Source organism: Micromonospora sp. CNZ303 (genome assembly GCF_004345505.1).
This window is the reverse complement of the sequence record NZ_SLVT01000006.1, coordinates 147816-171639: the sequence shown is the minus strand read 5'-3', so window position 1 is coordinate 171639 and position 23824 is coordinate 147816. Positions and strand designations below refer to the sequence as shown.

The 23824-nt window shown below is 75.6% G+C and carries 24 protein-coding genes; 17 read left to right on the top strand and 7 right to left on the bottom strand.

All coding sequences use genetic code 11. The annotated features are described in order from the left end of the window. Positions 1 to 18 precede the first annotated feature (18 nt). The gene (locus EV374_RS12420) at positions 19 to 1533 is read left to right on the top strand and encodes a hypothetical protein (RefSeq protein WP_132234752.1); all 1515 of its coding nucleotides are present in this window, start codon (positions 19 to 21) and stop codon (positions 1531 to 1533) included. A 117-nt stretch (positions 1534 to 1650) separates the two neighbouring features. Here the strand turns inward: EV374_RS12420 and EV374_RS12415 are convergent, their stop codons facing one another. The 6 genes from EV374_RS12415 to EV374_RS12390 form a co-directional block, all read right to left on the bottom strand. Continuing rightward, positions 1651 to 2607 (bottom strand): TIGR03557 family F420-dependent LLM class oxidoreductase, encoded by a 957-nt coding sequence (locus EV374_RS12415; protein WP_132234750.1) that lies wholly within the window; start codon positions 2605 to 2607, stop codon positions 1651 to 1653. Positions 2608 to 2837: 230 nt separating this feature from the next. Next, positions 2838 to 3044, bottom strand: a complete 207-nt coding sequence (locus EV374_RS12410; RefSeq protein ID WP_091630565.1) for a hypothetical protein — start codon at positions 3042 to 3044, stop codon at positions 2838 to 2840. Positions 3045 to 3380: 336 nt separating this feature from the next. Then, positions 3381 to 4064: a helix-hairpin-helix domain-containing protein gene (locus EV374_RS33380; protein WP_486485734.1), complete on the bottom strand. Its 684-nt coding sequence runs from the start codon at positions 4062 to 4064 to the stop codon at positions 3381 to 3383. 729 nt (positions 4065 to 4793) lie between these two features. Further along, the gene (locus EV374_RS12400) at positions 4794 to 6143 is read right to left on the bottom strand and encodes an FAD-dependent oxidoreductase (protein WP_132234746.1); all 1350 of its coding nucleotides are present in this window, start codon (positions 6141 to 6143) and stop codon (positions 4794 to 4796) included. Between the two features lie 15 nt (positions 6144 to 6158). Further along, positions 6159 to 6503 (bottom strand): TcmI family type II polyketide cyclase, encoded by a 345-nt coding sequence (locus EV374_RS12395; RefSeq protein ID WP_132234744.1) that lies wholly within the window; start codon positions 6501 to 6503, stop codon positions 6159 to 6161. Between the two features lie 122 nt (positions 6504 to 6625). Beyond that, positions 6626 to 7435 (bottom strand): BTAD domain-containing putative transcriptional regulator, encoded by an 810-nt coding sequence (locus tag EV374_RS12390; protein WP_132234742.1) that lies wholly within the window; start codon positions 7433 to 7435, stop codon positions 6626 to 6628. Positions 7436 to 7852: 417 nt separating this feature from the next. Here EV374_RS12390 and EV374_RS12385 point away from each other — a divergent pair, with 417 nt between their 5' ends. The 10 genes from EV374_RS12385 (at position 7853) to EV374_RS12340 (ending at position 17930) form a co-directional block, all read left to right on the top strand. Next, on the top strand, positions 7853 to 8191 hold the full coding sequence (locus EV374_RS12385; RefSeq protein WP_132234740.1) for a TcmI family type II polyketide cyclase: 339 nt from the start codon (positions 7853 to 7855) through the stop codon (positions 8189 to 8191). Then, positions 8188 to 9909, top strand: coding sequence for an acetyl-CoA carboxylase carboxyltransferase subunit alpha (locus EV374_RS12380; protein ID WP_132234738.1), 1722 nt, complete (start codon positions 8188 to 8190; stop codon positions 9907 to 9909). The genes EV374_RS12385 and EV374_RS12380 overlap by 4 nt, the downstream gene beginning before the upstream one ends. A gap of 185 nt (positions 9910 to 10094) precedes the next feature. Then, positions 10095 to 10613, top strand: coding sequence for an acetyl-CoA carboxylase biotin carboxyl carrier protein (gene accB, locus EV374_RS12375; RefSeq protein WP_132235053.1), 519 nt, complete (start codon positions 10095 to 10097; stop codon positions 10611 to 10613). A 13-nt stretch (positions 10614 to 10626) separates the two neighbouring features. After that, the gene (locus tag EV374_RS12370) at positions 10627 to 12006 is read left to right on the top strand and encodes an acetyl-CoA carboxylase biotin carboxylase subunit (protein WP_132234736.1); all 1380 of its coding nucleotides are present in this window, start codon (positions 10627 to 10629) and stop codon (positions 12004 to 12006) included. Further along, complete coding sequence (locus tag EV374_RS12365; RefSeq protein ID WP_132234734.1) at positions 12003 to 12728, top strand: SRPBCC family protein; 726 nt, start codon at positions 12003 to 12005, stop codon at positions 12726 to 12728. Before EV374_RS12370 ends, EV374_RS12365 begins: the two co-directional genes overlap by 4 nt. Then, a complete protein-coding gene (locus tag EV374_RS12360) occupies positions 12721 to 13125 on the top strand; it encodes a cupin domain-containing protein (RefSeq protein ID WP_132234732.1) in 405 nt (134 codons plus the stop codon). Before EV374_RS12365 ends, EV374_RS12360 begins: the two co-directional genes overlap by 8 nt. A 55-nt stretch (positions 13126 to 13180) precedes the next feature. Further along, the gene (locus EV374_RS12355) at positions 13181 to 14455 is read left to right on the top strand and encodes a beta-ketoacyl-[acyl-carrier-protein] synthase family protein (protein WP_132234730.1); all 1275 of its coding nucleotides are present in this window, start codon (positions 13181 to 13183) and stop codon (positions 14453 to 14455) included. Continuing rightward, entirely contained in the window at positions 14452 to 15699 is a 1248-nt protein-coding gene (locus tag EV374_RS12350; RefSeq protein ID WP_132234728.1) for a beta-ketoacyl synthase N-terminal-like domain-containing protein, read from the top strand. Before EV374_RS12355 ends, EV374_RS12350 begins: the two co-directional genes overlap by 4 nt. Before the next feature lie 83 nt (positions 15700 to 15782). Further along, on the top strand, positions 15783 to 16085 hold the full coding sequence (locus EV374_RS12345) for an antibiotic biosynthesis monooxygenase family protein (protein ID WP_132235051.1): 303 nt from the start codon (positions 15783 to 15785) through the stop codon (positions 16083 to 16085). A gap of 459 nt (positions 16086 to 16544) precedes the next feature. Further along, positions 16545 to 17930 (top strand): class I adenylate-forming enzyme family protein, encoded by a 1386-nt coding sequence (locus tag EV374_RS12340; RefSeq protein WP_132234726.1) that lies wholly within the window; start codon positions 16545 to 16547, stop codon positions 17928 to 17930. On the opposite strand, the gene EV374_RS12335 is transcribed toward EV374_RS12340, so the two are convergent. After that, positions 17861 to 18715, bottom strand: a complete 855-nt coding sequence (locus tag EV374_RS12335) for a 4'-phosphopantetheinyl transferase family protein (RefSeq protein WP_132234724.1) — start codon at positions 18713 to 18715, stop codon at positions 17861 to 17863. The genes EV374_RS12340 and EV374_RS12335 overlap by 70 nt on opposite strands. Positions 18716 to 18730: 15 nt before the next feature. Here EV374_RS12335 and EV374_RS12330 point away from each other — a divergent pair, with 15 nt between their 5' ends. From EV374_RS12330 to EV374_RS12305, 6 genes are read left to right on the top strand one after another with little or no spacing between them, the layout of a single operon-like run. Continuing rightward, positions 18731 to 18997, top strand: a complete 267-nt coding sequence (locus tag EV374_RS12330) for an acyl carrier protein (protein WP_132234722.1) — start codon at positions 18731 to 18733, stop codon at positions 18995 to 18997. Beyond that, entirely contained in the window at positions 18997 to 19281 is a 285-nt protein-coding gene (locus tag EV374_RS12325) for an acyl carrier protein (RefSeq protein WP_132234720.1), read from the top strand. The genes EV374_RS12330 and EV374_RS12325 overlap by 1 nt, the downstream gene beginning before the upstream one ends. Then, positions 19274 to 20356 carry a beta-ketoacyl synthase N-terminal-like domain-containing protein gene (locus EV374_RS12320; protein WP_132234718.1) on the top strand — a complete coding sequence of 361 codons (1083 nt, stop codon included), beginning with the start codon at positions 19274 to 19276 and terminating at the stop codon, positions 20354 to 20356. Before EV374_RS12325 ends, EV374_RS12320 begins: the two co-directional genes overlap by 8 nt. Next, on the top strand, positions 20353 to 20910 hold the full coding sequence (locus EV374_RS12315; protein WP_132234716.1) for a beta-ketoacyl synthase chain length factor: 558 nt from the start codon (positions 20353 to 20355) through the stop codon (positions 20908 to 20910). The genes EV374_RS12320 and EV374_RS12315 overlap by 4 nt, the downstream gene beginning before the upstream one ends. Then, positions 20907 to 22523, top strand: a complete 1617-nt coding sequence (locus tag EV374_RS12310; protein WP_132234714.1) for a class I adenylate-forming enzyme family protein — start codon at positions 20907 to 20909, stop codon at positions 22521 to 22523. Before EV374_RS12315 ends, EV374_RS12310 begins: the two co-directional genes overlap by 4 nt. Continuing rightward, a complete protein-coding gene (locus EV374_RS12305) occupies positions 22520 to 23758 on the top strand; it encodes a beta-ketoacyl-[acyl-carrier-protein] synthase family protein (RefSeq protein ID WP_132234712.1) in 1239 nt (412 codons plus the stop codon). Before EV374_RS12310 ends, EV374_RS12305 begins: the two co-directional genes overlap by 4 nt. Positions 23759 to 23824 lie beyond the last annotated feature (66 nt).

The following is a 23824-nucleotide window of genomic DNA, read 5'->3' as shown; positions in this document are numbered from 1 at the left end:
GAGAGGCAGGGAAGCCTGATGACGACGTATCAAGGGGCACCACTCAGGCGGCGGTCGAGGTGGTTCTTAGCCGGCGGCCTCGTGGCGGGCAGCCTGGTGGCGGGGGCGGCCGGGCTCACGGACGGCGCCGCCTTCGCCGCCGACCGGGACATGCCGACCGCCTCGCCGTCGCGGTGGGCCGGCGACCACTCCGGTTGGCCGCGCGGCGACGCCGTCGAGGACCGTGACCAGGCGCGCGAGGAGCGGCGCGGCGGACAGGCGCACGACCGCCCCGGACGGCCGGGCCAGGGGCACCGCACGGAGGTCGCGGTGCCGTGCGACCCGGCGAAGCTGATCTCGGCGCTGGTCCGGGCCAACGCCGAGGGCGGCGCCGACCTGCGGCTGGCGCCGAAGTGCACGTACGAGCTGACCCACGCCTTCCAGCAGCCCGACGAGTACGACGGCGGGATCCGCGACGCCCGGGAGACCGCCGACAGCGCCGAGAACCCCGGCGACGCCGAAGCGCCCCCACGCAACCCGCAGCACGACCGGGCCGGGCTGCCCGTCATCTACCACCCGATCTCCGTCCGGGGCGAGGGGGCCACCATCGTCCGTAACGGGCACGCCGAGGCGTTCCGGTTCTTCACCGTCCGCGACGGCGGGGAACTGACGCTCTCCGATGTCGTACTCCGCAACGGTTTCTCCGCCGCCGAGGGTGGCAGCATCCACATCGTGCACGGCGCGTCCGCCGTGGTCGAGGGCACCACGATCGTCGACAGCACCTCCCTCTCGGCGGAGGGGGGCGGCGGCGGGATCTTCAACGACGGGCACCTGGTGGTCACCGGGAGCACGTTCGTCGACAACCACGCCGCCGGCACCGCGGGCAAGGGCGGGGGCCTGCTCAACGGTGGCGTGCTGAGCCTGGAGAACTCGCAGTTCCGGGGCAACAGCGCCGTCGCGTACGGCGGTGGCTTCGCCAACTACCGGGGCGCGGCAGAGGTGCACTCGAGCACCTTCGCGCGCAACAACGCGGCGCAGGGCGGCGGCGTCGCCAGCTTCTCGGCCCGTACCCGGGTCGCCGACACGAAGGTGGTGGGCAACACCGCCCAGACCGGCGGCGGCATCGCCAACTCGGACGCGCTGATCTTCCTGCGCGGCCTGGAGGTACGCGACAACACCGCCACGGGCAACGGCGGCGGCATCTCCACCGTCCAGGGCCTGCTCCCGCTCGACGACAGCGTCGTGTCGGGCAACACGGCGCGCGGCTCCGGCGGCGGCATCCACGCCCAGAAGTCGAACGTCCTGCTGCGGCAGAGCGAGATCCACCGCAACCACGCCGTCGGTGCGAAGTCCACGGGCGGCGGCGTCTTCGCGTCGCAGGGCCGGCTCTCCCTGTACTCCAGCAGGGTGGCCGGCAACGTCGCCACCGTGAAGCCGGGCGGCCTCCTCGTCGACAAGGCGCAGGTCAAGGTCGACGACGAGACCGACATCATCGACAACGAGCCGACCAACTGCGAGGGCAGCCGGGTGCCGGTCGCGAACTGCTTCCGGTGACCCGTCGCGGGCCGTCCCGGCCGGGACGGCCCGCCCCGCCCGGGGCGCGTCCGGCATCGCCGGCGATCATCGCGATCGCGGCGGAGGGTGCCGGACGCGCCCCGCGTGGCGGACGGCTCAGCCGAGGGCGTGCAGCCGGGCGGCGAGGTCACCGGCGAAGAAGTCGAGGAAGCCGTCCGGGTCGGGGCCGGCGTTCTGCAGCACGACGTGGTCGTAGCCGGCCTCGACGTACGGGCGGACGGCCGCCACGTGCGCCTCCGGGTCCGGCCCGACGGAGAACAGTTCCCGGACGTGCCGCTCCTCGACGTACGCGCTGGCGGCGTCGAAGTTGACCGGGTTCGGCAGTTCGCTCATCACCTTCCAGCCGGTCACCATCCACCGGCTGGTCTCCAGCACCGCCCGCACGGCCTGCTGGTCGTCGGTGGCCCAGGCCATCGGCACCTCGGCGTAGCGGGGACCGTCGCCACCGGCCTGCCGGTAGTGCTCGACGATCGACGCCTTCGGCTCGGTGACGAACAGACCGTCGCCGAGTTCCGCCGCCATCGTGGCCGAGGACCGGCCGCTCGCGGCGACCGCGATCACCGGTGGGGTCTCCGGCAGGTCGAAGATCCGGGCGTCCTCCAGGTGCAGGTGCTTGCCCTCGAACGAGTGGTAGCCGCCCTGCCAGAGCAGCCGGATGATCTCCAGCGCCTCGCGGAGCCGCTCGTGTCGGCCCCGTACGCTGGGAAAGCCCTGCCCCACGACGTGCTCGTTGAGCCGTTCCCCGGCCCCGACGCCGAGGGTGAACCGGCCGTCGGAGATCAGCGCCAGGGTCGCCGCGGCCTGCGCGATGATCGCCGGGTACCGGACGGTCGGGCAGGTCACCCCGGTGGCGAGGCCGATCCGTTCGGTCTTCGCCGCGACCGCCCCGAGCACGCTCCAGGTGAACGACGAGTGCCCCTGCGTGTCGAGCCACGGGTGGAAGTGGTCGCTCATCTCGACGAAGTCGAAACCAGCCTCCTCGGCCCGGACGGCCTGGCGGATGAGCTCCTGCGGTCCGTACCCCTCCGAGGCGAGCTTGTAGCCGATCCTCATGCCGGTGCTCCCGTCCCGTGCGGCGCTGCTGGCGCAACGCCGGTTCCCCTGGCGGGGGTCGACAAACGTCGGACCGGGCGGGACGCCACCCCCGATGACCCAGCCTCCTAGGACGCCTTACGCGACGTGGCCGGCGTCGGCACGAGGGGCGGAGTGGGGGAGCCGGCGTGGCGTACCCCGGACACGGCTCGGCCCGCGCCCCGAGTGGGCGCGGGCCGGAGGATTACGTCCTACTTGGACGGCTGGGGCAGTTCGCAGTCGACCTTCGGGTTGGCCCCGATGTAGTTCAGCGGCCCGGCCACGATGGTCACCAGGATCGTGCCGGCCTCGGCGCAGTTCGTGTCGTCGCCGCTGTAGTAGCCGCGCTGCCCGGCGGCGACCGCGCCGATGATCAGCCAGATGACGACCAGGACTCCGAATATCGACGTGCCGCGCATCGCTGCCTCCGCAAAGGTGTGGTGGATCGAGGTGCTGGGCGTTGTACCCAATCGCGATGAACGGCTAACGGTCCCGCCGCCGAGGAACCGGCGCGGCGGACGGCCGACAGGTGGGCGGACGGGCTGCGGGGGCGGTGGTGGCGTGCGTGCGGGGCCGGCGGGGGCCGATGCGCCGTCATCCCCTCGCGTTTCGGCCTGAAACGCCGACATCGCGGCGCCCCGGGGCTCGGGCGCCGCGATGTCGACGACGGCGGATCGGTCGTGCGGCGGTACCCGATCCATCCGGGTACCGCCGTCCGGCGCCGACGCGGAACGCGGCAGCCGGGGCGGCACCGGTCAGGCGTCCGCGCCGCCCACCGGGGTCGGCAGGGCGGTGGCCGCCTCCTGCGGGGCGCCGGCGAGCACCTTCGCCTGCTGCGGCCAGGTCGCCAGGCTCGGCGCGGCCCGCAGCCCGGCCGCCCGGATCGTCTCCCGCAGGGCGGCCTCGTCGAGCTCCGCCAGCTGCCGGTACGTCCGGATGCCGGCCGCCTGCAACGCCGCGGCCATCTTCGGGCCCACGCCCTGGATCCGGCGGAAGTCGTCGGCGGCGTCGGAGTCGGTCGCGACCGGGGCGTCCACCTCGCCGCGCGGCGAGGGCACGACCACCGGCTCGGCCGGAACGACCACCGGCTCGGCCGGCGCGTCGGCCGGCTCCGGCTCGGCGGAGGCGGCCACGGCAACGGGCTCGGCAACGGGCTCGGCAACGGGCTCGACAACGGGCTCGGCAACGGGCTCGGCAACGGGCTCGGCCGGCTCGGCAACGGGTTCGGCCGGCTCGGCAACGGGTTCGGCCGGCTCGGCAACGGGTTCGGCCGGTTCGGCGGCGGTGGGGACGGGCGCGGTCTCCGGCTCGGCCGGGGTCACGCTCGTCGGCGCCGAGGTGGCGGCGGGAAGGGCTTCCGTCGCGGCGGCCGGGAAGGGCTCCGCGTCGGCGCTCGGGGCGGGCTCCTCCGCCGGGCGACGGTCGACGGGGCCGGTCACCTCGGCGGCCACCGGCAGCACGACCTCGTGCTCCGGCCGTACGTCGGTGGTGGTGGCGGAGGGCACGGGGTCGGCGTCGGGCGCCGGCACCGGGTCGCCGGTCAGCGCCATGTCGGCCGGGTCGACGTCATCGGCCCGGGACGCGTCGGCCGCGACGACCGTGGCCTTCGGGGTGTCGGTGCTGCCCGGGTCGGCGTCGGTCGGGGCGTCGACCCCGGGCGCGGCGGGGACGCGGTCGGCGACCGCCTCCGGCGCGGGGTCCACGGTCACCTCGGGGCGTGCTTCGTCCAGGGTGGCGACGGGCGGCGGGTCGACCACCACGGCGGTCATGCCGGCGACCGGGTCACCGTCCACCATGGGCGAGCCGTGGGTGGCGACCGCCGCGTCCCGCCGGCCGCGCCCGAACCAGCCGCCCGCCAGACCCACCAACAGAGCCACGATCAGTATCAGCCAGTGCCCGAAAGACCACGCCACGGCAAACCTCCCTATCGTTCACGTCCGGAAACCCGCGAGAAAAACTCGCCGCAGCTTCGCACACGCCCGACGACGCCGACAGGCAGGACCGGGTGCCCACCGTGGCGGCGGGACGGGTCGCGACGGGCGGTGTCCGCCGGGGCGACGGAGGGTCGCCGCGTCCGCGTCCGCGTCCGCGGTCGCGGTCGGTGGGTGGTGGGCAGGCAGGCGGGGACCCCGGCGCCCACTGGCGGCGCCGGGGTCCCGGTCGGACGGTCAGTCCTCCTCGCCCCGGTAGCTGTAGAAGTCGTCGACGAACCGCCGCGCCAGCCGGGGCACCCGGCTGGTGACGCCGAAGTAGCCCCGCGCGCCGAGCAGCGCGAGCCGGCCGACGACCGGCTTGTACATCCGGTCGTCCCCGCTGGTGCCGCTGCGGTTGAGCGAGTCGGCGACCCGGGCGAACCCGTACGGCACCATCGCGGCCTCGTAGTCGGCCACCGCCTGGAGCAGCGTCTTGTCTCCGGTGGCCGCCAGCCGCAGCTGGCGGCAGAGCAGGGCGGCGTCGCGCAGGGCCGTGTTGGCGCCCACCCCGCGTCCCGGCGTCATCGTGTGGATGGCGTCGCCGAGCAGGGTGACGGTGCTGCTCTTCCAGGGCGGCACCGGCTCGCTGGTGGCCACCCTGATGGGCAGGGCGCTGCCCGGGTCGCTGCGGGCGAGCAGTTCGCGCAGGTGGGGGTGCCAGTTCCGGGTGAGTCGCAGGGCGAGCAGGACCAGGTCCTCGCCGCGCAGCTGCATCACGTCGGTCGGGAAGCGGCGGGCCGTGCTCCAGACGACCAGGTTGATGTTGTCGCGGGTGTTGTCGTGGCGCAGCCCCGGCCAGCCGCGCAGCAGCTCGGCGTCGGCGGGATCGACGCCGGGCTTGAGCGCGCCGTCGCGGTCCCACTTGAACTCCATCACGTGCAGCACGCCCATCATCCCGCCGGTGCCGAAGATCAGCGAGATGCCCTGTTCGATCCGCTCGGGCAGCAGCCCCCTGGTGTGCGGGGTCAGGGGGATGCGGGTGGCGATGTTGATGGTGCCGGCGTCGCGGGTGACCGCGTGCGGCAGGTACTGGCGGCGTACCGCCGAGTGTGTGCCGTCCGCGGCGACCAGCAGGTCGCCGGTGGCGGTGCTGCCGTCGGCGAAGTGCGCGGTCACGGTCCCGTCGTCGCGTTGGTCGTACCGGGTGAAGGCCTTGTCGAAGTGGACGACGTCCTCCATGCCCGTGAGCAGGACCTGGCGCAGGGTCATCCGGGCGACGGACCGTTCGGTGTTCACCGGGTCGGTGTCCGGCCGGAGCGTGAACGAGGCCGTGCGCCGCATGCCCTGGGTGATGACGTTGAAGTAGCGGGGGGAGCGGGCGCAGGTGGCGAGGTAGACGTCGAACAGGGCGGGCGACAGGCACTCGCGCAGCGCGCGGCTGCCGGTCGGCCCGATGCCGACCCGGTAGCCGAGCAGCCCTTCGCCGCGGGTGCGGTACCGCTCGTAGACGGCCACGCTGATGCCGGCACGGCGCAGGCCGTGCGCCAGGCACAGCCCGCCCGTGCCGGCCCCGATGATCAGGACGTGGGGTGGTCTGGACGACATGGCGAGCGCCCCCGTTCAGCCGGCCGGGTGCGCCGCCGCGTCCGCGGCGTCCCACCGGTAGAAGCAGCCCGCGATCGCGTCGCGCGGCGAGCGCCAGGTCGGCAGGTACGGCGTGGTGTGCGCGGAGAGCCGCTCGTTGACCTGGCGGTAGAGCGGGTGGTTGCGGGCCTCGGCCAGCGCGTCCGGGGCCACGTCGGCGGTCTCCATCAGGTGTACGCACAGGTCGTGCAGGCAGTACAGGGACCGGTGCCGGACCCCGGTGAGGGCGGGTAGCTCGGTCGCGTCGGACTCGGCGAAGATCTGTGCCACCCGACCCTCCGCGCCCGGGATGATCCTGCTGACGATCAGTAGACGGCTCATGGGACCCCTCTCGCCGGTGGCGCTCCGCGACCATGTCGCAGACCACGGACTGTTGTGCGGCCACCGTGCCCCGGCGACTGTCACCTGTCCGTCACTCGCCCCGCCGCGCCGGTGACGCCGCCTCAGCGCGCGCGGGGCGCGATCCGGTTGGCCGGCGGCCGGCGGGGCCCGGCCGGGGCGGTACGGGTGGCCTCGCGGATCGGCGCGAGGGTGTCGTCGAGCAGGGCGGTCATCGCCGCCGAGGGCTCCAGCCGCAGTTCGCGCAGCAGCAGGTCGCGGTAGACGTAGAAGGCGTGCACGGCCTCGAAGGCGTTGCCCTCGGCGAGGTGGATGCGGACCACCAGCCGGTGCGGCGTCTCGCGCAGGGGTTCGGCGGCCATCGCCTCCAACGCGGCTTCCAGCGCCGCGCCGTGGCGGCCCGCCGACAGGTGCTGGCCGGCCAGATCCTCCAGCATGTGCAGGCGCAGCTGGCGCAGCCGCTCCCGGTCGGCCAGCACCCAGTCGTCGTACCAGCCGGGGAGCAGGTCGTGGCGGCCGGCGGCGAGCGCGGCGGCGGCGCAGGGGTCGTCGCCGTCGCGTACCCGCGCGGCCGTGCCGACGAGCGCGTCGACGTCGACCCGGACGGCCGAGCCGAGGGCGACCGTGTCGCCGGAGGTGGTGAGCGGGCAGCAGGGGTCCTGGCGCAGCCGCCACAGCGCGGTCCGCAGGGACGACAGCGCGCGGTCCTCGGGCGCGTCCGGCCAGAGCAGGCCGGCCAGGTTGCTGCGGGTGGCGCCGGGGCGCAGCCCGATCAGGGCGATGACGCGTTGCAGGCCGCGCGGCACCACGACCGGGGCGTCGCCGTGCAGCAGCCGGAACCCGCCGAGCAGGTGCAGGGAGATCTCGGCGTCGGCACGGCAAACGGTGGTCGGCGTCGATCGATCAGCGGCCACGGCGGCACCCCCTGCGGAACGCTCGTCCCGACTCGTCTGCTGTCCCCGGCGCGGCTGCCCATGACCCCACTGTCGGATCGCTCCGCCGCGGCACGGCGTCGCACGCCGCGGCCGCCGGGCTGACCGTGACGAAGATTATCAATAGTGGTCACTCTGGGTCAATGTCTTGTCTGGGATGGCGCTTGCCTGTCGGCGTCCACGAGAACCCTTCCTAACTGCGGATAGTCCACACCGGATGATCGGTGCCGCACAGCGGATACACAGCTGGCGTCAACGCAGCGTCACGGAAGCTGCGTCGCCACCCGGCGGTCGCCGGTGACGCCGCCGTGACGCCGGGGGCCGGATCGTGTCGCCAGTCGTCCGGCTAGGCCGGTGCCGTCGTCACCGACGCCCGATGCCGTGGAGGGAGGCCCGTCCATGGACCGTTCGCTGATCGTCGCGAAGGTGGTGCCGAGCGCCGAGGCGCGCGTCGCCGAGATCTTCGCCGATTCCGACGCGACGGAACTGCCGCGCCTGGTCGGGGTCCGGCACCGGTCGCTCTACCGGCTCGGTGACCTGTACGTGCACCTGCTGGAGACGGAGTCGCCGGGCGGGGCAGCGGTCGAGGCGGCCCGGGGACACCCCGAGTTCGCCAGGGTCAGTGCCCGGTTGCAGCCGTACGTGTCGCCGTACCTGCCGACGTGGCGGGAGCCGCGCGACGCGATGGCCCGCTGTTTCTACCGCTTCGACGCCGCGCCCGTCGGGCGGTCGTCGTGACCGCCACCGCGCCCCGCGAGGGGCAGCTCTGGTCCCGCTGCGGTGGCTGCGCCACCCTGCTCTACCGCAAGCGGCTGCGGCGCAACCTCGACGTCTGCCCCGAGTGCGGGGCGCACGCCCGGGTCGACGCGCCCGAGCGGCTGCTCCAGCTCGTCGACCCGGGGTCGTTCACCGCCCTGCCGGAGCGGCCGGCCGAGGTCGACCCGATCGGCTTCGTCGACCTGCTGCCGTACCCGCACCGGCTCACCGCGGCGCGGGCCGGCACCGGGTTGGCCGAGGCGGTCGTCTGCGGCACCGCCACCGTCGGGCGGCAGCCGTGCGTGCTCGCCGTGATGGACTTCCGGTTCCTCGGCGGCAGCCTGGGCTGCGTCGTGGGCGAGCTGATCACCCTGGCCGCCGAGCGGGCCCTGACCGACGGGGTCCCGCTGGTCCTCGTCACCGCCTCCGGTGGGGCGCGGATGCAGGAGGGCGCCCTGTCGCTGATGCAGATGGCCACGGTCAGCCAGGCGATCGCCGCGCTGCGGGAGGCCGGCCTGCTCACCGTCAGCGTGCTCACCGACCCGACGTACGGGGGCGTGGCCGCCTCGTTCGCCACCAACACCGACGTGGTGCTCGCCGAGAGCGGCGCGCGGATGGGCTTCGCCGGCCCCCGGGTGATCCGGCAGGTCACCGGCCGGGACCTGCCGGAGGGCTTCCAGACCGCCGACTTCCTGCTGCGGCACGGCCAGGTCGACATGGTGGTGCCCCGGCACGCCCTGCGGGGCCGGCTGGTGGCGCTGCTCGCCGCCGCGCGGGCCGGGCGGCGGCCGGCGGCGCGTCCCGGCGTACCCCGGCAGGAGCCGTCGCCGCTGGTGGCGCGCCCGGCCGGCGGCGCCGCCGCGACGACGGCGCCGGGCCCGGGCGGCGACGCCTGGGAGACGGTACGGCTGGCCCGGCACCCGGGCCGTCCGACCACGCTGGACTACCTGGAGACGGCGTTCGACGGCTTCGTCGAGCTGCACGGCGACCGGCTCGGTGCGGACTGCCCCGCGGTGGTGGGCGGGCTGGCGCGGCTCGACGGCCGGGCCGTCATGGTGATCGGCCACCAGAAGGGACACACCACCGCCGAGCTGGTCGGGCGCAACTTCGGCATGGCCAGCCCGGCGGGGCACCGCAAGGCGCTGCGGCTGATGCGTCTCGCCGCCCGCCTCGGCCTGCCGGTGGTCACCCTCGTCGACACCCCCGGGGCGGATCCCGGCGTGCGGGCCGAGGAACAGGGCCAGGCGGCGGCCATCGCGGAGAACATCCTCGCCCTGACCGTGCTGCCCACCCCCGTCGTCGCCGTGATCACCGGCGAGGGCGGCAGCGGTGGTGCGCTGGCGCTCGCGGTGGCCGACCGGGTGCTCATGCTCCAGCACGCCGTCTACTCCGTGATCAGCCCGGAGGGCTGCGCGGCGATCCTCTGGCCGGACCGGGGCGCCGCGCCGCAGGCGGCCCGCGCGCTGCGGCTGACCGCCCCCGACCTGTGCCGGCTCGGGATCGTCGACGACCTCGTCGCCGAGCCGGCACCGGCCGCCCACCACGACCCGCAGGCCGCCGCCCGGGCGCTGCGCGAGGCGGTGCTGGCGCACCTGCTGCCGCTGCTCGACGTGCCGCCCGCGACGCTGGTCCGCCGCCGGCGGCAGCGCTTCCGGCGCTTCGGCGCCGCCCGCCTCGGCGCCCGGGCGGGTGCCCGGTGAACGCCGGCGTGATCCGGGCCGCCGTGCCGCCGGCATCCGGCCCGGCGGCGGTCGTCGCGGTGCCGGCCCCCGGCACCCGGACGGCCCCCGACACCTACCCGACGCCGCAGGCGCACCCCACGCCCGGCCCGCACCCCACGCCTGACGGGGCCCGGTCGTCCGGCGTCGAGCGGGCCGCCGGCCCGGTGCCGGCACCTCCTCCGCAGCCGTCGCCCGGCGTCGGGCGGGCGTCCGGCGTGGAGCCGGCGTCCGGCGCGGAGGTGGGGCCGCAGGTGGACAGCGTGCTCGCCGGGCTGCGGCGGCACGCCCGGCACCTGGTGGCCGAGCTGCCCGGCCCGCTGCGGCGGATCAGGCTGCGCGGCGGCGACACGGTGCTGGAGGTGGAGTGGCACGCCGTCCCAGCCGGGACCGCCCCCGCCGCCACGGCGAGCCCGGCACCCCCGCCGACCGCCGCGCCGCCGCAGGGGTACGCCGTGCGGTCGCCCATCGTCGGCACGTTCTACCGCGCGCCGGAGCCGGGCGCCGCGCCCTTCGTCGCCGTCGGCGACCTGGTCCGTCCCGGGCAGGTCGTCGGCATCGTCGAGGCGATGAAGCTGATGAACGAGGTGACCGCCGACCGGGGTGGCCGGGTCGTCGAGGTCCTCGCCGCCGACGGCCAGCCGGTCGAGTACGACCAGCCGCTGGTCGCGCTGGACCCGGCGTGAGGGGCGGGACGCGATGTTCGAGAAGGTGCTGATCGCCAACCGGGGTGAGATCGCCCTGCGGGTCCTGCGCGCCTGCCGCGAGCTGGGCGTGCGTACGGCGGTGGTCTACTCCACCGCGGACGCCGACTCCGTCGCCGTGCGCCTGGCCGACGAGGCCGTGCGGATCGGGCCGGCGGCCAGCCGGCGCAGCTACCTCAACGCCGCCGCGATCGTGGAGGCGGCCCGGCAGGTGGGCGCGCAGGCGGTGCACCCCGGCTACGGGTTCCTCTCCGAGGACGCCGACTTCGCCGAGATCTGCGCCGACAACGGCCTGGTCTTCATCGGCCCGCCGCCGGAGGTGATGTCCGTGCTGGCCGACAAGTCCTCGGCGCGGGCGCTGATGCGCCGGGCCGGGCTGCCCCTGCCGCCGGGCAGCGTCGCGCCGGTGCCCACCGCCGCCGCGGCGGCGGAGGTGGCCGCCGAGGTCGGCTACCCGGTGATCGTCAAGGCGGCGGCCGGCGGTGGGGGCCGGGGCATGACGGTGGTCGCCACCCCGGCCGAACTGCCCCGGGCGTACGCGCGGACCCGGGCCGCCGCCCAGGCCGCCTTCGGCGACGACCGGGTGTACGTGGAGCGGTACCTGACCGGCGCCCGGCACGTCGAGGTGCAACTGCTGTGCGACTCCCACGGCAACGGCGTGCACCTGGGCACCCGGGACTGTTCGGTGCAGCGCCGCCACCAGAAGCTGGTGGAGGAGGCGCCGGCCCCGGCACTGTCGGCCGGCACCGCAGAGGCCATCGCCGAGTGCGCCCTGCGCGGCGCCCTGCACGCCGGCTTCACCGGTGCCGGCACCGTGGAGTTCCTCGTCGACCCCGACGAGGGGTTCCACTTCCTGGAGATCAACTGCCGGATCCAGGTCGAGCATCCCGTCACCGAAATGATCACCGGGATCGACCTGGTGCACGAGCAGCTGCACATCGCCGCGGGGGTGCCGCTGCGCTGGCGGCAGGAGGACGTCCGGTTCCACGGGGTGGCCATCGAGTGCCGGGTCAACGTGGAGGACCCGGACCGTGGCTTCGCGCCGACGCCCGGCCGGCTGGAGCGCTTCGTCCCGCCCGGCGGCCCGTTCACCCGGGTCGACACGCACGGCCACGCCGGCTACCTGTTCGGCCCGCACTACGACTCCCTGCTGGCCAAGGTGGCGGTCTGGGCGCCGGACCGGGAGCTCGCGCTCAACCGGCTGGAACGCGCCCTCGACGAGTTCGACATCGCCGGCCCCGGGGTCCGCACCACCATCCCGTTCGCCCGGCGGGTGCTCGACGACGCCGGGTTCCGCAAGGGCCGCTACTGCACCGGCCTGGTCGAGCAGTTGCTCGCCGGCCCGCCCGACGCACACCACAGGAGGCTCCGATGACCGTCACCCATGGCCGTCCGCTGACCGCCGAGATCACCGACATCCTGGTGGCCAACTGCGGGCTGGACGCCGACGCCGCCGCCCGCGCCCCGGCCGCGTCCCTGGAGGAGCTCGGCATGGACTCGCTGGCGCTGCTCGAACTCTCCGCCGTGGTCGCCGACCGGTGGCAGGTGCAGATCCCCGAACAGGCCGGGCAGCTCAGCATCGCGGGCGTCGCCGAGCTGGTCGCCCGCCAGGCCGACCAACCCGGGCACACCGAGAACAGCGTGCTCATCGCCGCGCCGCTGCCGCTGGTGTGGGACGTCACCAACGACGTCGCCAACTGGCCGCAGCTGTTCACCGAGTACGCCCGCGCGGACATCCTGCACCGCGACGGCGACACGGTGCGGTTCCGGCTCACCATGCACCCCGACGAGAACGGCACGGTGTGGAGCTGGGTCAGCGAACGTACCGCCGACCCGGTCACCCGGCAGGTCGACGCCCGGCGGGTGGAGACGGGGCCGTTCGAGTACATGCGCATCCACTGGCGCTACGCCGAGGAGCCCGGCGGAACCCGGATGACCTGGGTGCAGGACTTCGCGATGAAGCCCACCGCGCCGGTGGACGACGCGGGCATGACCGACCGCATCAACGCCAACAGCGCGGTGCAGCTCGCCGTCATCAGGGAGAAGATCGAGCGGCTCGCCGGCGCCGGCCGGGCGACGGGAGCCGGCGATGAGTGAGCCGACCCTGCGGCTGGTCGCCGCCGCCGACGTCGCGCCCGACGGCCGCCGCGGCGGCGAGCTGCGGGTGCTGCTCGGCCCGAAGACCGTCGGCAGCACCTCGGGTTTCATGGGGGTGGCGACGCTGCGCCCGGGGGAGCGGATCGCCGAGCACTACCACCCGTACAGCGAGGAGTTCCTCTACGTCGCCCGGGGCACGATCACCGTCGACCTGGACGACGAGCCGGTGCCGCTGGCCGCCGGTGAGGCGCTGTTCGTGCCGCGCAACGTCCGGCACCGGCTGCGCAACACCGGGGACGAGCCGGCCGAGGTGGTCTTCCACCTCGGCCCGCTGGCGCCCCGCCCCGAACTCGGTCACGTCGACACCGAACTTGTCGAACAGCGAGGCGGATCGTGAGCGTGAGGAGTGAGCCGGGGTTGCGAGCCCCGCAGTCGCGAACCGAGGTGTCGTCGTGAGTGGGCGCCGCACGGTGGTGACCGGCGTCGGGGTGGTCGCCCCCGGCGGCGCCAGCCGGGACCGGTTCTGGAAGACCATCACCGAGGGGCGTACGGCGACCCGGCGGATCACCTTCTTCGACCCGTCGGCCTTCCGCTCCCAGATCGCCGCCGAGTGCGACTTCGACCCGGTCGCCGCCGGCCTCATCGGAGACGAGCTGCGGCGCGCCGACCGGTACGTGCAGTTCGCCCTCGCCTGCGCCGCCGAGGCCCTCGCCGACGCCGGCCTGGAGCTCACCGACGCCGAGCGGGACCGCACCGGCGTGGTGCTCGGCACCGCCGTCGGCGGCACCACCGCCCTGGAGCAGGAGTACGTCACGGTCAGCGACACCGGCCGCCGGTGGCTGGTCGACGCCGGGCGCGGCGGCCCGTACCTCTATCAGGCGCTCGTGCCCAGCAGCCTCGCCGCGGACGTGGCGTGCCGGCACGGACTGCACGGCCCCGCGCAGGTGGTCTCCACCGGCTGCACCTCCGGCATCGACGCGATCGGGTACGCCCACCAGCTCATCGCCGACGGCGAGGCCGACGTCGTGCTGGCCGGGGCCGCCGACTCGCCGATCTCCCCGGTCACCGTCGCCTCGTTCGACGCGATCAAGGCGACCAGCCCGGACAACGACGACCCGGCGCACGCCTCCCGCCCGTTCGACGCCGACCGGCACGGCTTCGTCCTCGCGGAGGGGGCGGCGGTGCTGGTGCTGGAGGAGGCCGGGCACGCCACGCGCCGCGGCGCGCACGTCTACTGCGAGGTGGCCGGCTACGCCAGCCGCAGCAACGGCTACCACATGACGGGGCTGCGGCCCGACGGGCTGGAGATGGGGCTGGCCATCTCGGCCGCGCTGAAGCAGGGCCGCATCGCCCCCGAGCAGGTCTCCTACATCAGCGCCCACGGCTCGGGCACCCGGCAGAACGACCGGCACGAGACCGCCGCGTTCAAGCGGGCGCTGGGTCAGGCCGCGTACCGGGTGCCGATCAGCTCGATCAAGTCGATGGTCGGGCACTCGCTCGGCGCGATCGGCTCGATCGAGATGGCCGCGTGCGCGCTGGCGGTGGAGTACGGCGTGGTGCCGCCGACGGCCAACTGGAGCACCCGCGACCCGGAGTGCGACCTGGACTACGTGCCGAACGAGGCGCGGGAGCTGCCGGTCGACGTGGCGCTCTCGGTGGGCAGCGGGTTCGGTGGCTTCCAGTCGGCGATGGTGTTCCGCCGGCTGCCCGGGCGGGTGCTGCCGTGACCGCGCGGGCCGTGGTGACCGGCATCGGCGTCGTCGCGCCCAGCGGGATCGGCGTGGACGCGCACTGGCGTACCGTGCTCGCCGGCACCCGCCGCACCGGGCCGATCACGCTGTTCGATCCCGCCGGCTACCCCACCCGCCACGGCGGGGAGGTGCCCGGCTTCGACGCCGCCGCGTACGCCGACAACCGCCGGCTGGTGCAGACGGACCGGTGGACGCACCTCGGCTTCGCCGCCACCGGGCTGGCACTGGCCGATGCCGGCCTGCCCGAGCGGGCCCCCGACCCGTACGGCTACGCCGTGACGCTGGCCAGCTCGTCGGGCGGGAACCTGTTCGGGCAGCGGGAGCTGCAACGGCTCTGGGGCGGGGCGTCGCGCACCGTCGGGGCGTACCAGTCGATCGCCTGGTTCTACGCGGCCAGCGTCGGGCAGCTCTCCATCCACCACCAGTTCAAGGGGCCGTGCGGGGTGCTGGTCGCCGAGACCGCCGGCGGGCTGGACAGTCTGGCGCACGCCGCGCGGGCCGTACGCCGGGGCACGCCGGTGGTGATCGCCGGGGCGACCGAGTGCCCGCTGAGCCCGTACGCCCTGGCCTGCCAACTCCGCTCCGGCCTGCTGAGCGACGTGGCCGACCCGGAGCGGGCCTACCGGCCGTTCGACGCCGCCGCCAGCGGCTACCTGCCCGCCGAGGGCGGCGCGGTGTTCGTGGTGGAGGAGCTGAGCCACGCGCTGTCCCGGGGCGCCCGGGTGTACGGCGAGGTGACCGGCTGGGGCGCCACCCACGACGCCGTCCACACCGGACCGGACACCGCCGGCGACCCGATCCAGTACGCCCGCGCCATGCGGCTGGCCCTGGACCGGGCCGGCGTCGGGGCGGAGACGGTCGACGTGGTGCTGCCCGACGCGCTCGGCGTGCCCCGCTACGACCGCAGCGAGGCCGTGGCGCTACGCGCCGTCTTCGGCGACCGGCCGCCCCCGGTCAGCACCCAGAAGCCGCTGACCGGCCGCGCGCACCAGGGCGGCTCGGCGCTGGACGTGGCCACCGCGCTGCTCGCGTTCGGCCACGACACGCTGCCGGCCTCCGCCGGCCCGGACGAGGTGGCCGAGGGCTGTGAGCTGGACTTCCTGCGGGAACACCGGCGACCGCGCAGCCGCCTGGCGCTGGTCTGCGCCCGCGGCTTCGACGGTTTCAACAGCGCGTTGGTCCTGCGTGGGGCCGCGCCGCAGAGGGGAGTGACGCCGTGAGCGAGCAGGCCACCGGTACGACGTCCGTCGGGTCCCGGGTCGGGGCGCAGCGGGCAGCCGACGCGAACGCGCAGCGGGCTCGGGTGGTGTTCCTGGTACGGGTGCCGCAGGAGCGTACGGAGGCGTTCCTGGCCGCGTACGAGGCGGTCCGGCACCTGGTGGCCGGGGGCGTTGCGGGGCATCTCGTCGACCAGGTCTGCCGGTCGTCGGCCGACCCGGAGCAGTGGCTGATCACCAGCGAATGGGCGAGCCTGGCCGACTTCGAGGCGTGGGAACGCAGCCCGGAGCACCGGGACCTGGTCCGGCCGATGCGGCAGTGCTTCACCGATGCCCGGTCGCTGCGCTTCCTCATCCACGCCCAGACCCCCGCCACGCCCCGCACCTGAGCCCCGTCTCGGCTGTTCCGCCCTCCCTGCTGTCCCGCCGCCCCCGCGTCCCCGCCGTCCCGTCGCACCGTTCTCTCGGCTGCCCTGCCCCTCACCGGCTGCCTCGCACCCAGGTGAGGGGTCGCGGGCTGTTCACCCGCTGGACGCAGGGCACGAGGCGGTCCCATCCCGGCCCGCGCCGTGCGGCCGTACCGGCGTGTCTGAAGAGCACCATCGGCCGTCCGGTGGGCGTGCCGCGCCGTACGCACGACGGGTCATCCGGCGGATACCCTCAGTCGACGTACACGCCCGATACTGCCCGCCGAACCGGTCGTGGGCAATCCGGCCGGCCGCCCTTTCTGATCTAGCCATTTGCATCTAGCTATGCATCCGGACGGCGTCGTAAGGTTCCCCGCAGCACCCCGACAGGCACACCTTATGGGCGGTTCCGCCCTAATTGAGGCTGGGCGGTGAACGGTAGTGGCGACGGGAAATCCTGCGGCGACAGACCCGCTCTGGGTTGACGAAATTCTCCTCGAAGGCCGCTCGACCGACATTTGTCTCCGACTTCCCGAACCGGTCGACCGGGGCACCCTGCGGCGGCTGGTGACCGACGCGCAGGCCCGCCTCGGCGCCGCCGGACTGCGCCCCGGGGGCGCCGCCGCGCTGCGGCTGCCGCCCTCGCTGGCGTACGTGGTGAACCTGCTGGCCACCTGGCGCAGCGGGGCGCAGGCGATCCTGCTCGACCACCGGCTCACCGACCACGAGGTCGACCGGGCGCTGGAGCGGCTCACCCCGCAGGTGGTGGTGGCCCCGGTCCGCACCGGCGGCGGCGGACTGCGGATCTTCGTCGACGTCACGGAGGGCGTCACCGCGTACGCCGACCGTCCGGCGGTCAGCGGGCACGCGGTGATCCAGCTCAGCTCCGGCTCCACCGGACCGTCCAAGGTGATCGGTCGTACCGCCGACGACCTGGTCGCCGAGGTGCGCCGCTACACCCGCATCGACGGCGTGGCGCTGCCCGGCGAGCGGATCGTCCTGCTGCCCTCGATGGTGCACGTGCTCGGCCTCGTCGGTGGCCTGCTCTACGGCCTGCACGCCGGCGTCGAGCTGGTGCCGCCGGAGCGGCTCGCCGGCGACGCGGTGCTGGCCGCGATCGCGGCCGACGACTCGCCGGCCACGGTACTCGGCGTGCCGTTCCACATCGGACTGCTCGCCTCCACCCGCCCCACCGAGCCGCTGCCGCAGTTCAAGCGGATGACCACCGGCGGCGAGCTGGTGCCGGCCCCCGTGGCCCGCGCCTTCACCGACCGGTACGGCGTGCCGCTGGGCAACATGTACGGGATGACCGAGGTCGGCGTCATCGGCACCGACCTGCACGGCCGGCACCGCCCGTCGATCGCCCCGGCGCCCGGCGTCGAGGTCCGCGAGGTCGACGGCGAGCTGTGGGTGAGCTGCCCCGCGTCGCCGTACGTCGGGCTGAGCGACCCCACCCGCTGGGCCGACGGCTGGCTGCGCACCCGCGACGCCGGCGTCGTACACCCGGACACCGGCCTGGTCACCGTTCGCGGGCGGCTCGACTCGCAGGTCTCCGTCGGCGGTCTGAAGGTCGACCTGACGGAGGTGGAGGCGACCGTCGCCGGGTTGGCCGGCGTCGCCGCCGCCGTGGTCGTCTTCGACGGCGGCATCACCGCCTACGTGCAGCCGGACGGGCCGCTGTCGGAGGAGGTGCTCGACAAGCTGATCGCCGAGCGGCTGGCCGGCTACAAGCGCCCCCGCACCCTGCACCTGGTGGATCAGTTGCCCCGCACCACCACCGGCAAGCTGGTCCGCTCGACCGACGCACTGCGGACGGCCGCCACGTGAGCGCGGCACCGCGCGGCCCCGACGGCCCCGTCCGATCCGACCGGCACCGCCCGGACCAGCAGCGCCCCGACCGACACCACGTGGAGCGGCACCGCCTCGTCGGCGACCACCGCGACCGCCAGGACCAGGCCCCCGCCCACGCGGGGATGCCCGACGCGCAGGCGCCTGCCGCCGGGCGCCGACCGCAGCCCGGCGTCGAGGTCGTCGGGCACCGGCCGCCACGCGCCGTCGAAGGCGCCGGTCCCCGGTCGCAGCGCCGCATCGAGGGCGTCGGACCCCTGCTTCAGCGCCCCGTCGGGGTCGTCCGGCACCGGCATGAGCCGCCGCAGACCGCCGCCGCGCAGCCCCGTCCCGAGCGCCTTGCCCACGGCCTCCTTCGCCGTCCACAGCCGCAGGAAGTCGCGGGCCCGCCCGTCGGCGACGCGGCCCGCCAGCCACGCCGCCTCGGCCGGCGCGAACCATCGCCCGGCCAGCGCCAGCGCGGGCAGCGGACGGCACCACTCCACGTCGATCCCCACCGGGCCGGCGGCCCGGGCGGCGACCGCGACCACCCCGTCGGCCCGGCTGACGCTGACCGGCAGCTCCACCCGGGCCCCCGCGCCGGACACCGTGACCAGCGGACGCCCGTCGCGGTCGTGCTCCACCACGATCTCCGCCTCCGCGCGGCCGAGCAGCGCGGCACCCGCGCGCCGCAACAGCCGCGCGGCCGGGAGCGGCCGACCGCCGACGCCCCGGTCGATCCACACGTACGCGGTGTCCCGACCGGGCACCGGTAACTGGCTCACGGAAAGAGGTTAACCATGCGACCCGAGATCCGCGCCTTCGTCGTCGAGCAGCTCGAGGACATGAACTACGACGTCGAGGGCCTCGACGACGAGACGACCCTCGGCCCGTCCGGGGTGGACCTGGAGTCGTTGGCCCTCGCCGACCTCGCCGTGCGGGTCGAGGACCGCTACGGCCTCAAGTTCGCCGACGACGAGTCCGAGAAGCTGGCCCTGATGACGGTCGGCGAGTTCACCACGATGGTCGCCGACCGGGTCGCCGGGGCGCCGAGCGACGACTCCTGATGGCCGGTCCGCCCGACCTGGAACGGGCCGACCTGGTGACCATGCTCGCCGACCTGGCCGGCAAGCCCGCCGCCGACGTCGGCGACCGGATCGGCTCCATGGAGCTGGCCTGGCTGGTGCACCTCGTCGAGCAGCGCCTCGACCGGCGCCTCGACCCCACCGACGACCAGCTCGCCGGAATCCGTACCGTCGACGACGCCCTGGCGGTCTTCCGGGCGTGCCTGACGGCCGCGACCCCGCCGTGCACCCCGCCCGGCCCGATGACCACCGCCGTCGATGGCTGAACCGGCGGCCGTCCAGCTCACCGGCGTCCACGCGACCAGCGCGCTCGGCAGGGGAGCCGACACGCAGCTCGCCGGCGTGCTGGCCGGCGTCCCGGCGTTCCGGCCGGTGGACCGCTTCGACACCGCAGCCCGCCGGGTGGACGCCGCCGCCGTCCTGCCCGACGCCGGTGACCTGGCCGACGAACTCGCCGAGGCGGTCGACGCGGCCTGCCGGGACGCCGGGCTCGACGCCGGTCGCCGGGCCGGCACGGCCCTGCTGCTGGCCGTGCACGGCGGCGCGCACGTGCCGGCGCTCACCACCACGCTGGCCGCCCGGACGGGGCTCACCGGCCCGGCCCGGGCGTACACCACCGCCTGCGTCTCGGCCAGCAGCGCGGTCGCCGACGCCGCCGCCCTGATCCGCCGGGGCGACGTCACCCGGGCCGTGGTGGCCGCCGGCTACCTGGTCGAGCCGGACCAGTACGCGCTTTTCGACGCCGGCCGCGCCCTCGCCACCGACGGCGCGGTGCGCCCGTTCAGCGCCGGCCGCACCGGGCTGCTGCTCGGCGACGGCGTCGCCGCGGTGGTGCTGGAGTCGCGGGCCGCCGCCCGGGGCGCGGTCGCCGACCTGCTCGGCTGGGGCCGGGCCGGGGACGCGTTCCACCCCTGCCAGCCGGAGCCGGGCGGGCGGGGCCTGGCCCGGGCGGTCACCGCGGCGCTGCGCCGGGCCGGACTCCCGGCGGAGGCGATCGGGTACGTCAACGCCAACGCCACCGGCACCGGCCACAGCGACGCCGCCGAGGCGGCGGCCCTGCGCACCGCGCTCGGCGCGGCGGCGGCACGCGTCCCGGTCAGCTCCACCAAGGCGCTGCACGGGCACGCCCTGGAGGCCTCCGGCCTGCTGGAACTGGTGGTGACCGTGCTCGCCCTGCGGCACGGGAAGCTGCCCGTCAACGCCGGCTGGCTCGGCCCCGACCCGGCCTGCCCGCTGGACGTCGTCCGCGACGCGCCCCGGCCCGCCGCCACCGCGTACGCGCTGAGCCTCAACGCCGCCTTCGGTGGCGCGAACACCGCGCTGCTGGTGGGTGCGGCATGAGCGGGACCGCGCAGCACCCCGCCGGCCGACTGACCGTGCTGGCCGAGGCGGCCTGGCCCGAGCCGGGCGACGGGGCGCCGCCGCCGGTGCCCGGGTACGTGCACTCCCGCTTCCCGCCCCTCGTCGCGGCCGTCGCCGAGCGCTGCCTGACCCGGGCGTACGGCCGGCGGCCGGCCCCCGACGGCGAACGGACCGCGGTCGTGCTGGTCAGCGCGGCCGGGGACCGGGCCAGCGCGGCGCACGTGCGCGCCACGGTCGCCGCCGGCGGCCGGCCCGGGCCGCTGTTCTTCTTCCAGTCGGTGCCCAACAGCGTGGCCGGGCACGTGGCCGCCCGGTGGGGCCTCGGCGGGCCGGTGCTCTGCCTCGCGCCGACCGGCGACCCGCGCGCCGAGGGCACCGCCGAGGCGGAGCTGCTGCTGCACGACGGCGACGCCGACCGGGCGTTGCTGGTCCTGATCGAACAGGCACCCGTCGACGGCGGTGCGCGGGACGCGGGCGGACAGCCCGGAGCCCGAGCCGTCGCGGTGCTGCTGGGGGGAGGAGACGCACCATGAGGAAGAGGGGACTGCGCGGGGTGCTGGCCGCCGACGAGCGGATCGGCGCCGGCAACGTGCTGGCCCGGGTGCTGGCGCACGGCGCCGACCCGGACGGGCCGGGCCTCACCTTCGACACCGCCGTGGACGGCCACCCGGCCGGGCGGGCGCTCACGCTGGGCCGGCTCGACGAGCGGGTCGCCGCCCGCGCCGCCTGGCTGCACGAGCGGGGGATCAGGCCCCGCGACCCGGTCGCCGTGTGGGCCACCGCCGCCGCCGACATGGTGCTCAGCTACCTCGCGCTGACCCGGCTCGGCGCGATCCCGGCGCTGATGAACGGCGGGCTGCGCCCCGAGATCGCCGCCGAGTACATCCGTCGGCTGCGCGGCGTCGGGGTGCTCGCCGACGACGCGCACCGCGCCCTGCTGGCCGGCCACGACCTCGGCGTGCCGGTGCTCGGCACCCCGGCCGAGGCGGGCACCGGCGATCCGGCCGCCGCGCCGGAGCACTACCGGCACCACGGCGACGACCCGGTGGTCATCACCCACACCTCCGGCACCACGGGCGTGCCCAAGGCGGTGCTGCACTCGCACGCCAGCCTCTTCGCCGCCACCCGGCACCTGCTCACCATGCCGCAGGCGCAGGGCACCGGCCGCATCCTCAACGCGCTGCCCGCACCGCACACCGCCACCGTGCTGATGGTCAACCAGGCCCTCGGCAACCGCGCCGAGATGCTCCTGCTCTCCGACCAGGGCGGGGAGCGGGTGCTGGAGGCGATCCAGCGCTGGCGTCCCGACGGGGTGTTCGGGTTCTCCGTGACGTGGGCGGAGCTGGCGCGCTTCGACCTGTCCGCGTACGACCTGGACTCGGTGTCGCTGTGGTTCAACACCGGCGACTGCTCGCACGAGCCGCACGTGCGCCGGCTGGTCGCGGTCGGCTCCCGCGACGTGCTGACCCGCGAGGGGGTCACCCGGGTGCCCGGCTCGGTCTTCATCGACGGGCTCGGCTCCAGCGAGATGGGCCACTCGATGTTCCACATCACCCACCGCGTCGACACCGACCGGTACGGCCGCTGCGTCGGCCGGCCCTACCGGTTCGCGCAGGTCGCCGTGCTCGACGCCGGGGGCGACCCGGTGCCGGCCGGCGAGGTGGGCTGGCTCGGCGTCGACTCGCCGTCGCTGTTCCGGGGCTACTGGAACGACTCGGCCACCACGTACCGGTCCCGGCAACGCGGCTGGTACCTGACCGGCGACCTGGTGTACGCCGACGACGAGGGTCGCTACCACCACCTGGACCGGGCCGTCGACGCGGTCGACGCCGGGGACGGGCGTTGGTTCTACACGGCGCTGTCCGAGGAGCGCGTCCTCGCCGCCTGCCCGGACGTCACCGACTGCACGGTGGTGATCACCTCGGGGGCCGACGGGGTGGTCACCGACGTGCTGCTGGAACTCGCCGCCGGCGCCGAACCCGCCGAGGACCGCACCGGGCGGGTCCGCGCGGCGCTCGGCCCGGACGTCGGCGCGACGCTGCGCCGGGTGGTGCCCGTCCGCTCCGCCGACCTCCCGGTCACCGTCACGGGCAAGGTGCGCAAGGTGGTCCTGCGGGAGCGGTACCTCACCGAGGCGCCGTCGTGACGGCCGTCATCACCGGGATGGGGCTGTTCACCCCCGCCGGGCGGGGCGTCGACGCCACCTTCGACGCGCTCTGCTCCGGCCGCTCCGGGCTGACCCGGCCGCCGGCCGGGCACCCCGCCGCCGGGTCGCTGGAGGTCGCCGGCGTGCTGCCGGACGTCGACCCGCGTACGGTCGCCACCGGGCCGGAGACCAGGGTGCTGGACCGGGTCGTGGTGCTCGCCCTGCTCGCCGCCGGCGACGCGCTCGCCGACGCCGGCATCGAGGTGGGCCGGGACGTGGACCCGGGCCGGATCGGGGTGATCGTCGGCGGTGTCGGCGGCATGGCCACCCTGGAGGCGCAGGTGCTGGCCCGGGCCGCGCGCGGCCGGTCGGCGGTCAGCCCGTACCTGCTGACCGGGATCCTGCCGAACATGCCGTCGGCCCGCATCGCCATCCGCCACGGCATCCGCGGCTACACCTCGTCGGTCGGCACCGCCTGCGCCTCCGGCGCCCAGTCGATCGCCGACGCGCTGCGGCTGATCCGGGCCGGGGAGGCCGACGTGGTGCTCTGCGGGGCCAGCGAGGCGCCCCTCTTCCCGACCTTCGCCGACACGTTCGGCAACGCCCGGGCGCTCGCCCGGGGCTGGGCCGACCCGACCGCGGCGAGCCGGCCGTTCGACGCCCGCCGCAACGGGTTCGTCCTCGCCGAGGGCGCGGCCCTGCTGGTGCTGGAACGCGCCGAGCACGCCGCCGCCCGGGGTGTCACCGGCTACGCCGAGGTCGCCGGGTACGGGGCGACGACCGACGCGTACCACCCGACCGCCCCGAGGCCGGACGGCGCGGGGGCGGCGGAGTGCATGCGGCGCGCGCTGGCCGGCGGCGGCGTGCCCGCCGCGCGGGTCGGCTACGTCAACGCGCACGGCACCGGCACGAAGCTCGGCGACATCGCCGAGACCACCGCGCTCGCCGACGTGTTCGGTGTCGGCGGGGTGCCGGTCAGCTCCACCAAGGCGCTCACCGGCCACCTGCTCGGCGCCTCCGGGGTGCTGGAGGCGGCGGCCACCGCGCTGGCGCTCGGCCGGGGCCTGCTGCCGCCCACGCACAACCTCGACGACCCGGACCCGGCCTGCCCGGCGGACCACATCCGCGCCGAGCCGCGCAGGACGGACACCGGATACGCGCTGACCAACTCCTTCGGCTTCGGCGGGCAGAACGTGAGCCTGCTGCTCGCGCAGGCCGCCCGGCCGAGGGACTGACCCCGCACCATCCCGGGCGGACCGCGCCCGGACGGCAACCACGGCGGAGACCGTGGAAAGGGCTGA

Excerpts from the sequence above, each read along its gene's own strand:
- EV374_RS12360 (WP_132234732.1), top strand. The coding sequence starts at position 12,721 with ATGAGTGAGCCGACCCTGCGGCTGGTCGCCGCCGCCGACGTCGCGCCC.
- EV374_RS12385 (WP_132234740.1), top strand. The coding sequence starts at position 7,853 with ATGGACCGTTCGCTGATCGTCGCGAAGGTGGTGCCGAGCGCCGAGGCG.
- EV374_RS12370 (WP_132234736.1), top strand. The coding sequence starts at position 10,627 with ATGTTCGAGAAGGTGCTGATCGCCAACCGGGGTGAGATCGCCCTGCGG.
- EV374_RS12395 (WP_132234744.1), bottom strand. The coding sequence starts at position 6,503 with ATGAGCCGTCTACTGATCGTCAGCAGGATCATCCCGGGCGCGGAGGGT.
- EV374_RS12415 (WP_132234750.1), bottom strand. The coding sequence starts at position 2,607 with ATGAGGATCGGCTACAAGCTCGCCTCGGAGGGGTACGGACCGCAGGAG.
- EV374_RS12365 (WP_132234734.1), top strand. The coding sequence starts at position 12,003 with ATGACCGTCACCCATGGCCGTCCGCTGACCGCCGAGATCACCGACATC.
- EV374_RS12330 (WP_132234722.1), top strand. The coding sequence starts at position 18,731 with ATGCGACCCGAGATCCGCGCCTTCGTCGTCGAGCAGCTCGAGGACATG.
- EV374_RS12420 (WP_132234752.1), top strand. The coding sequence starts at position 19 with ATGACGACGTATCAAGGGGCACCACTCAGGCGGCGGTCGAGGTGGTTC.
- EV374_RS12410 (WP_091630565.1), bottom strand. The coding sequence starts at position 3,044 with ATGCGCGGCACGTCGATATTCGGAGTCCTGGTCGTCATCTGGCTGATC.
- EV374_RS12325 (WP_132234720.1), top strand. The coding sequence starts at position 18,997 with ATGGCCGGTCCGCCCGACCTGGAACGGGCCGACCTGGTGACCATGCTC.
- EV374_RS12320 (WP_132234718.1), top strand. The coding sequence starts at position 19,274 with ATGGCTGAACCGGCGGCCGTCCAGCTCACCGGCGTCCACGCGACCAGC.
- EV374_RS12310 (WP_132234714.1), top strand. The coding sequence starts at position 20,907 with ATGAGGAAGAGGGGACTGCGCGGGGTGCTGGCCGCCGACGAGCGGATC.
- EV374_RS12315 (WP_132234716.1), top strand. The coding sequence starts at position 20,353 with ATGAGCGGGACCGCGCAGCACCCCGCCGGCCGACTGACCGTGCTGGCC.
- EV374_RS12400 (WP_132234746.1), bottom strand. The coding sequence starts at position 6,143 with ATGTCGTCCAGACCACCCCACGTCCTGATCATCGGGGCCGGCACGGGC.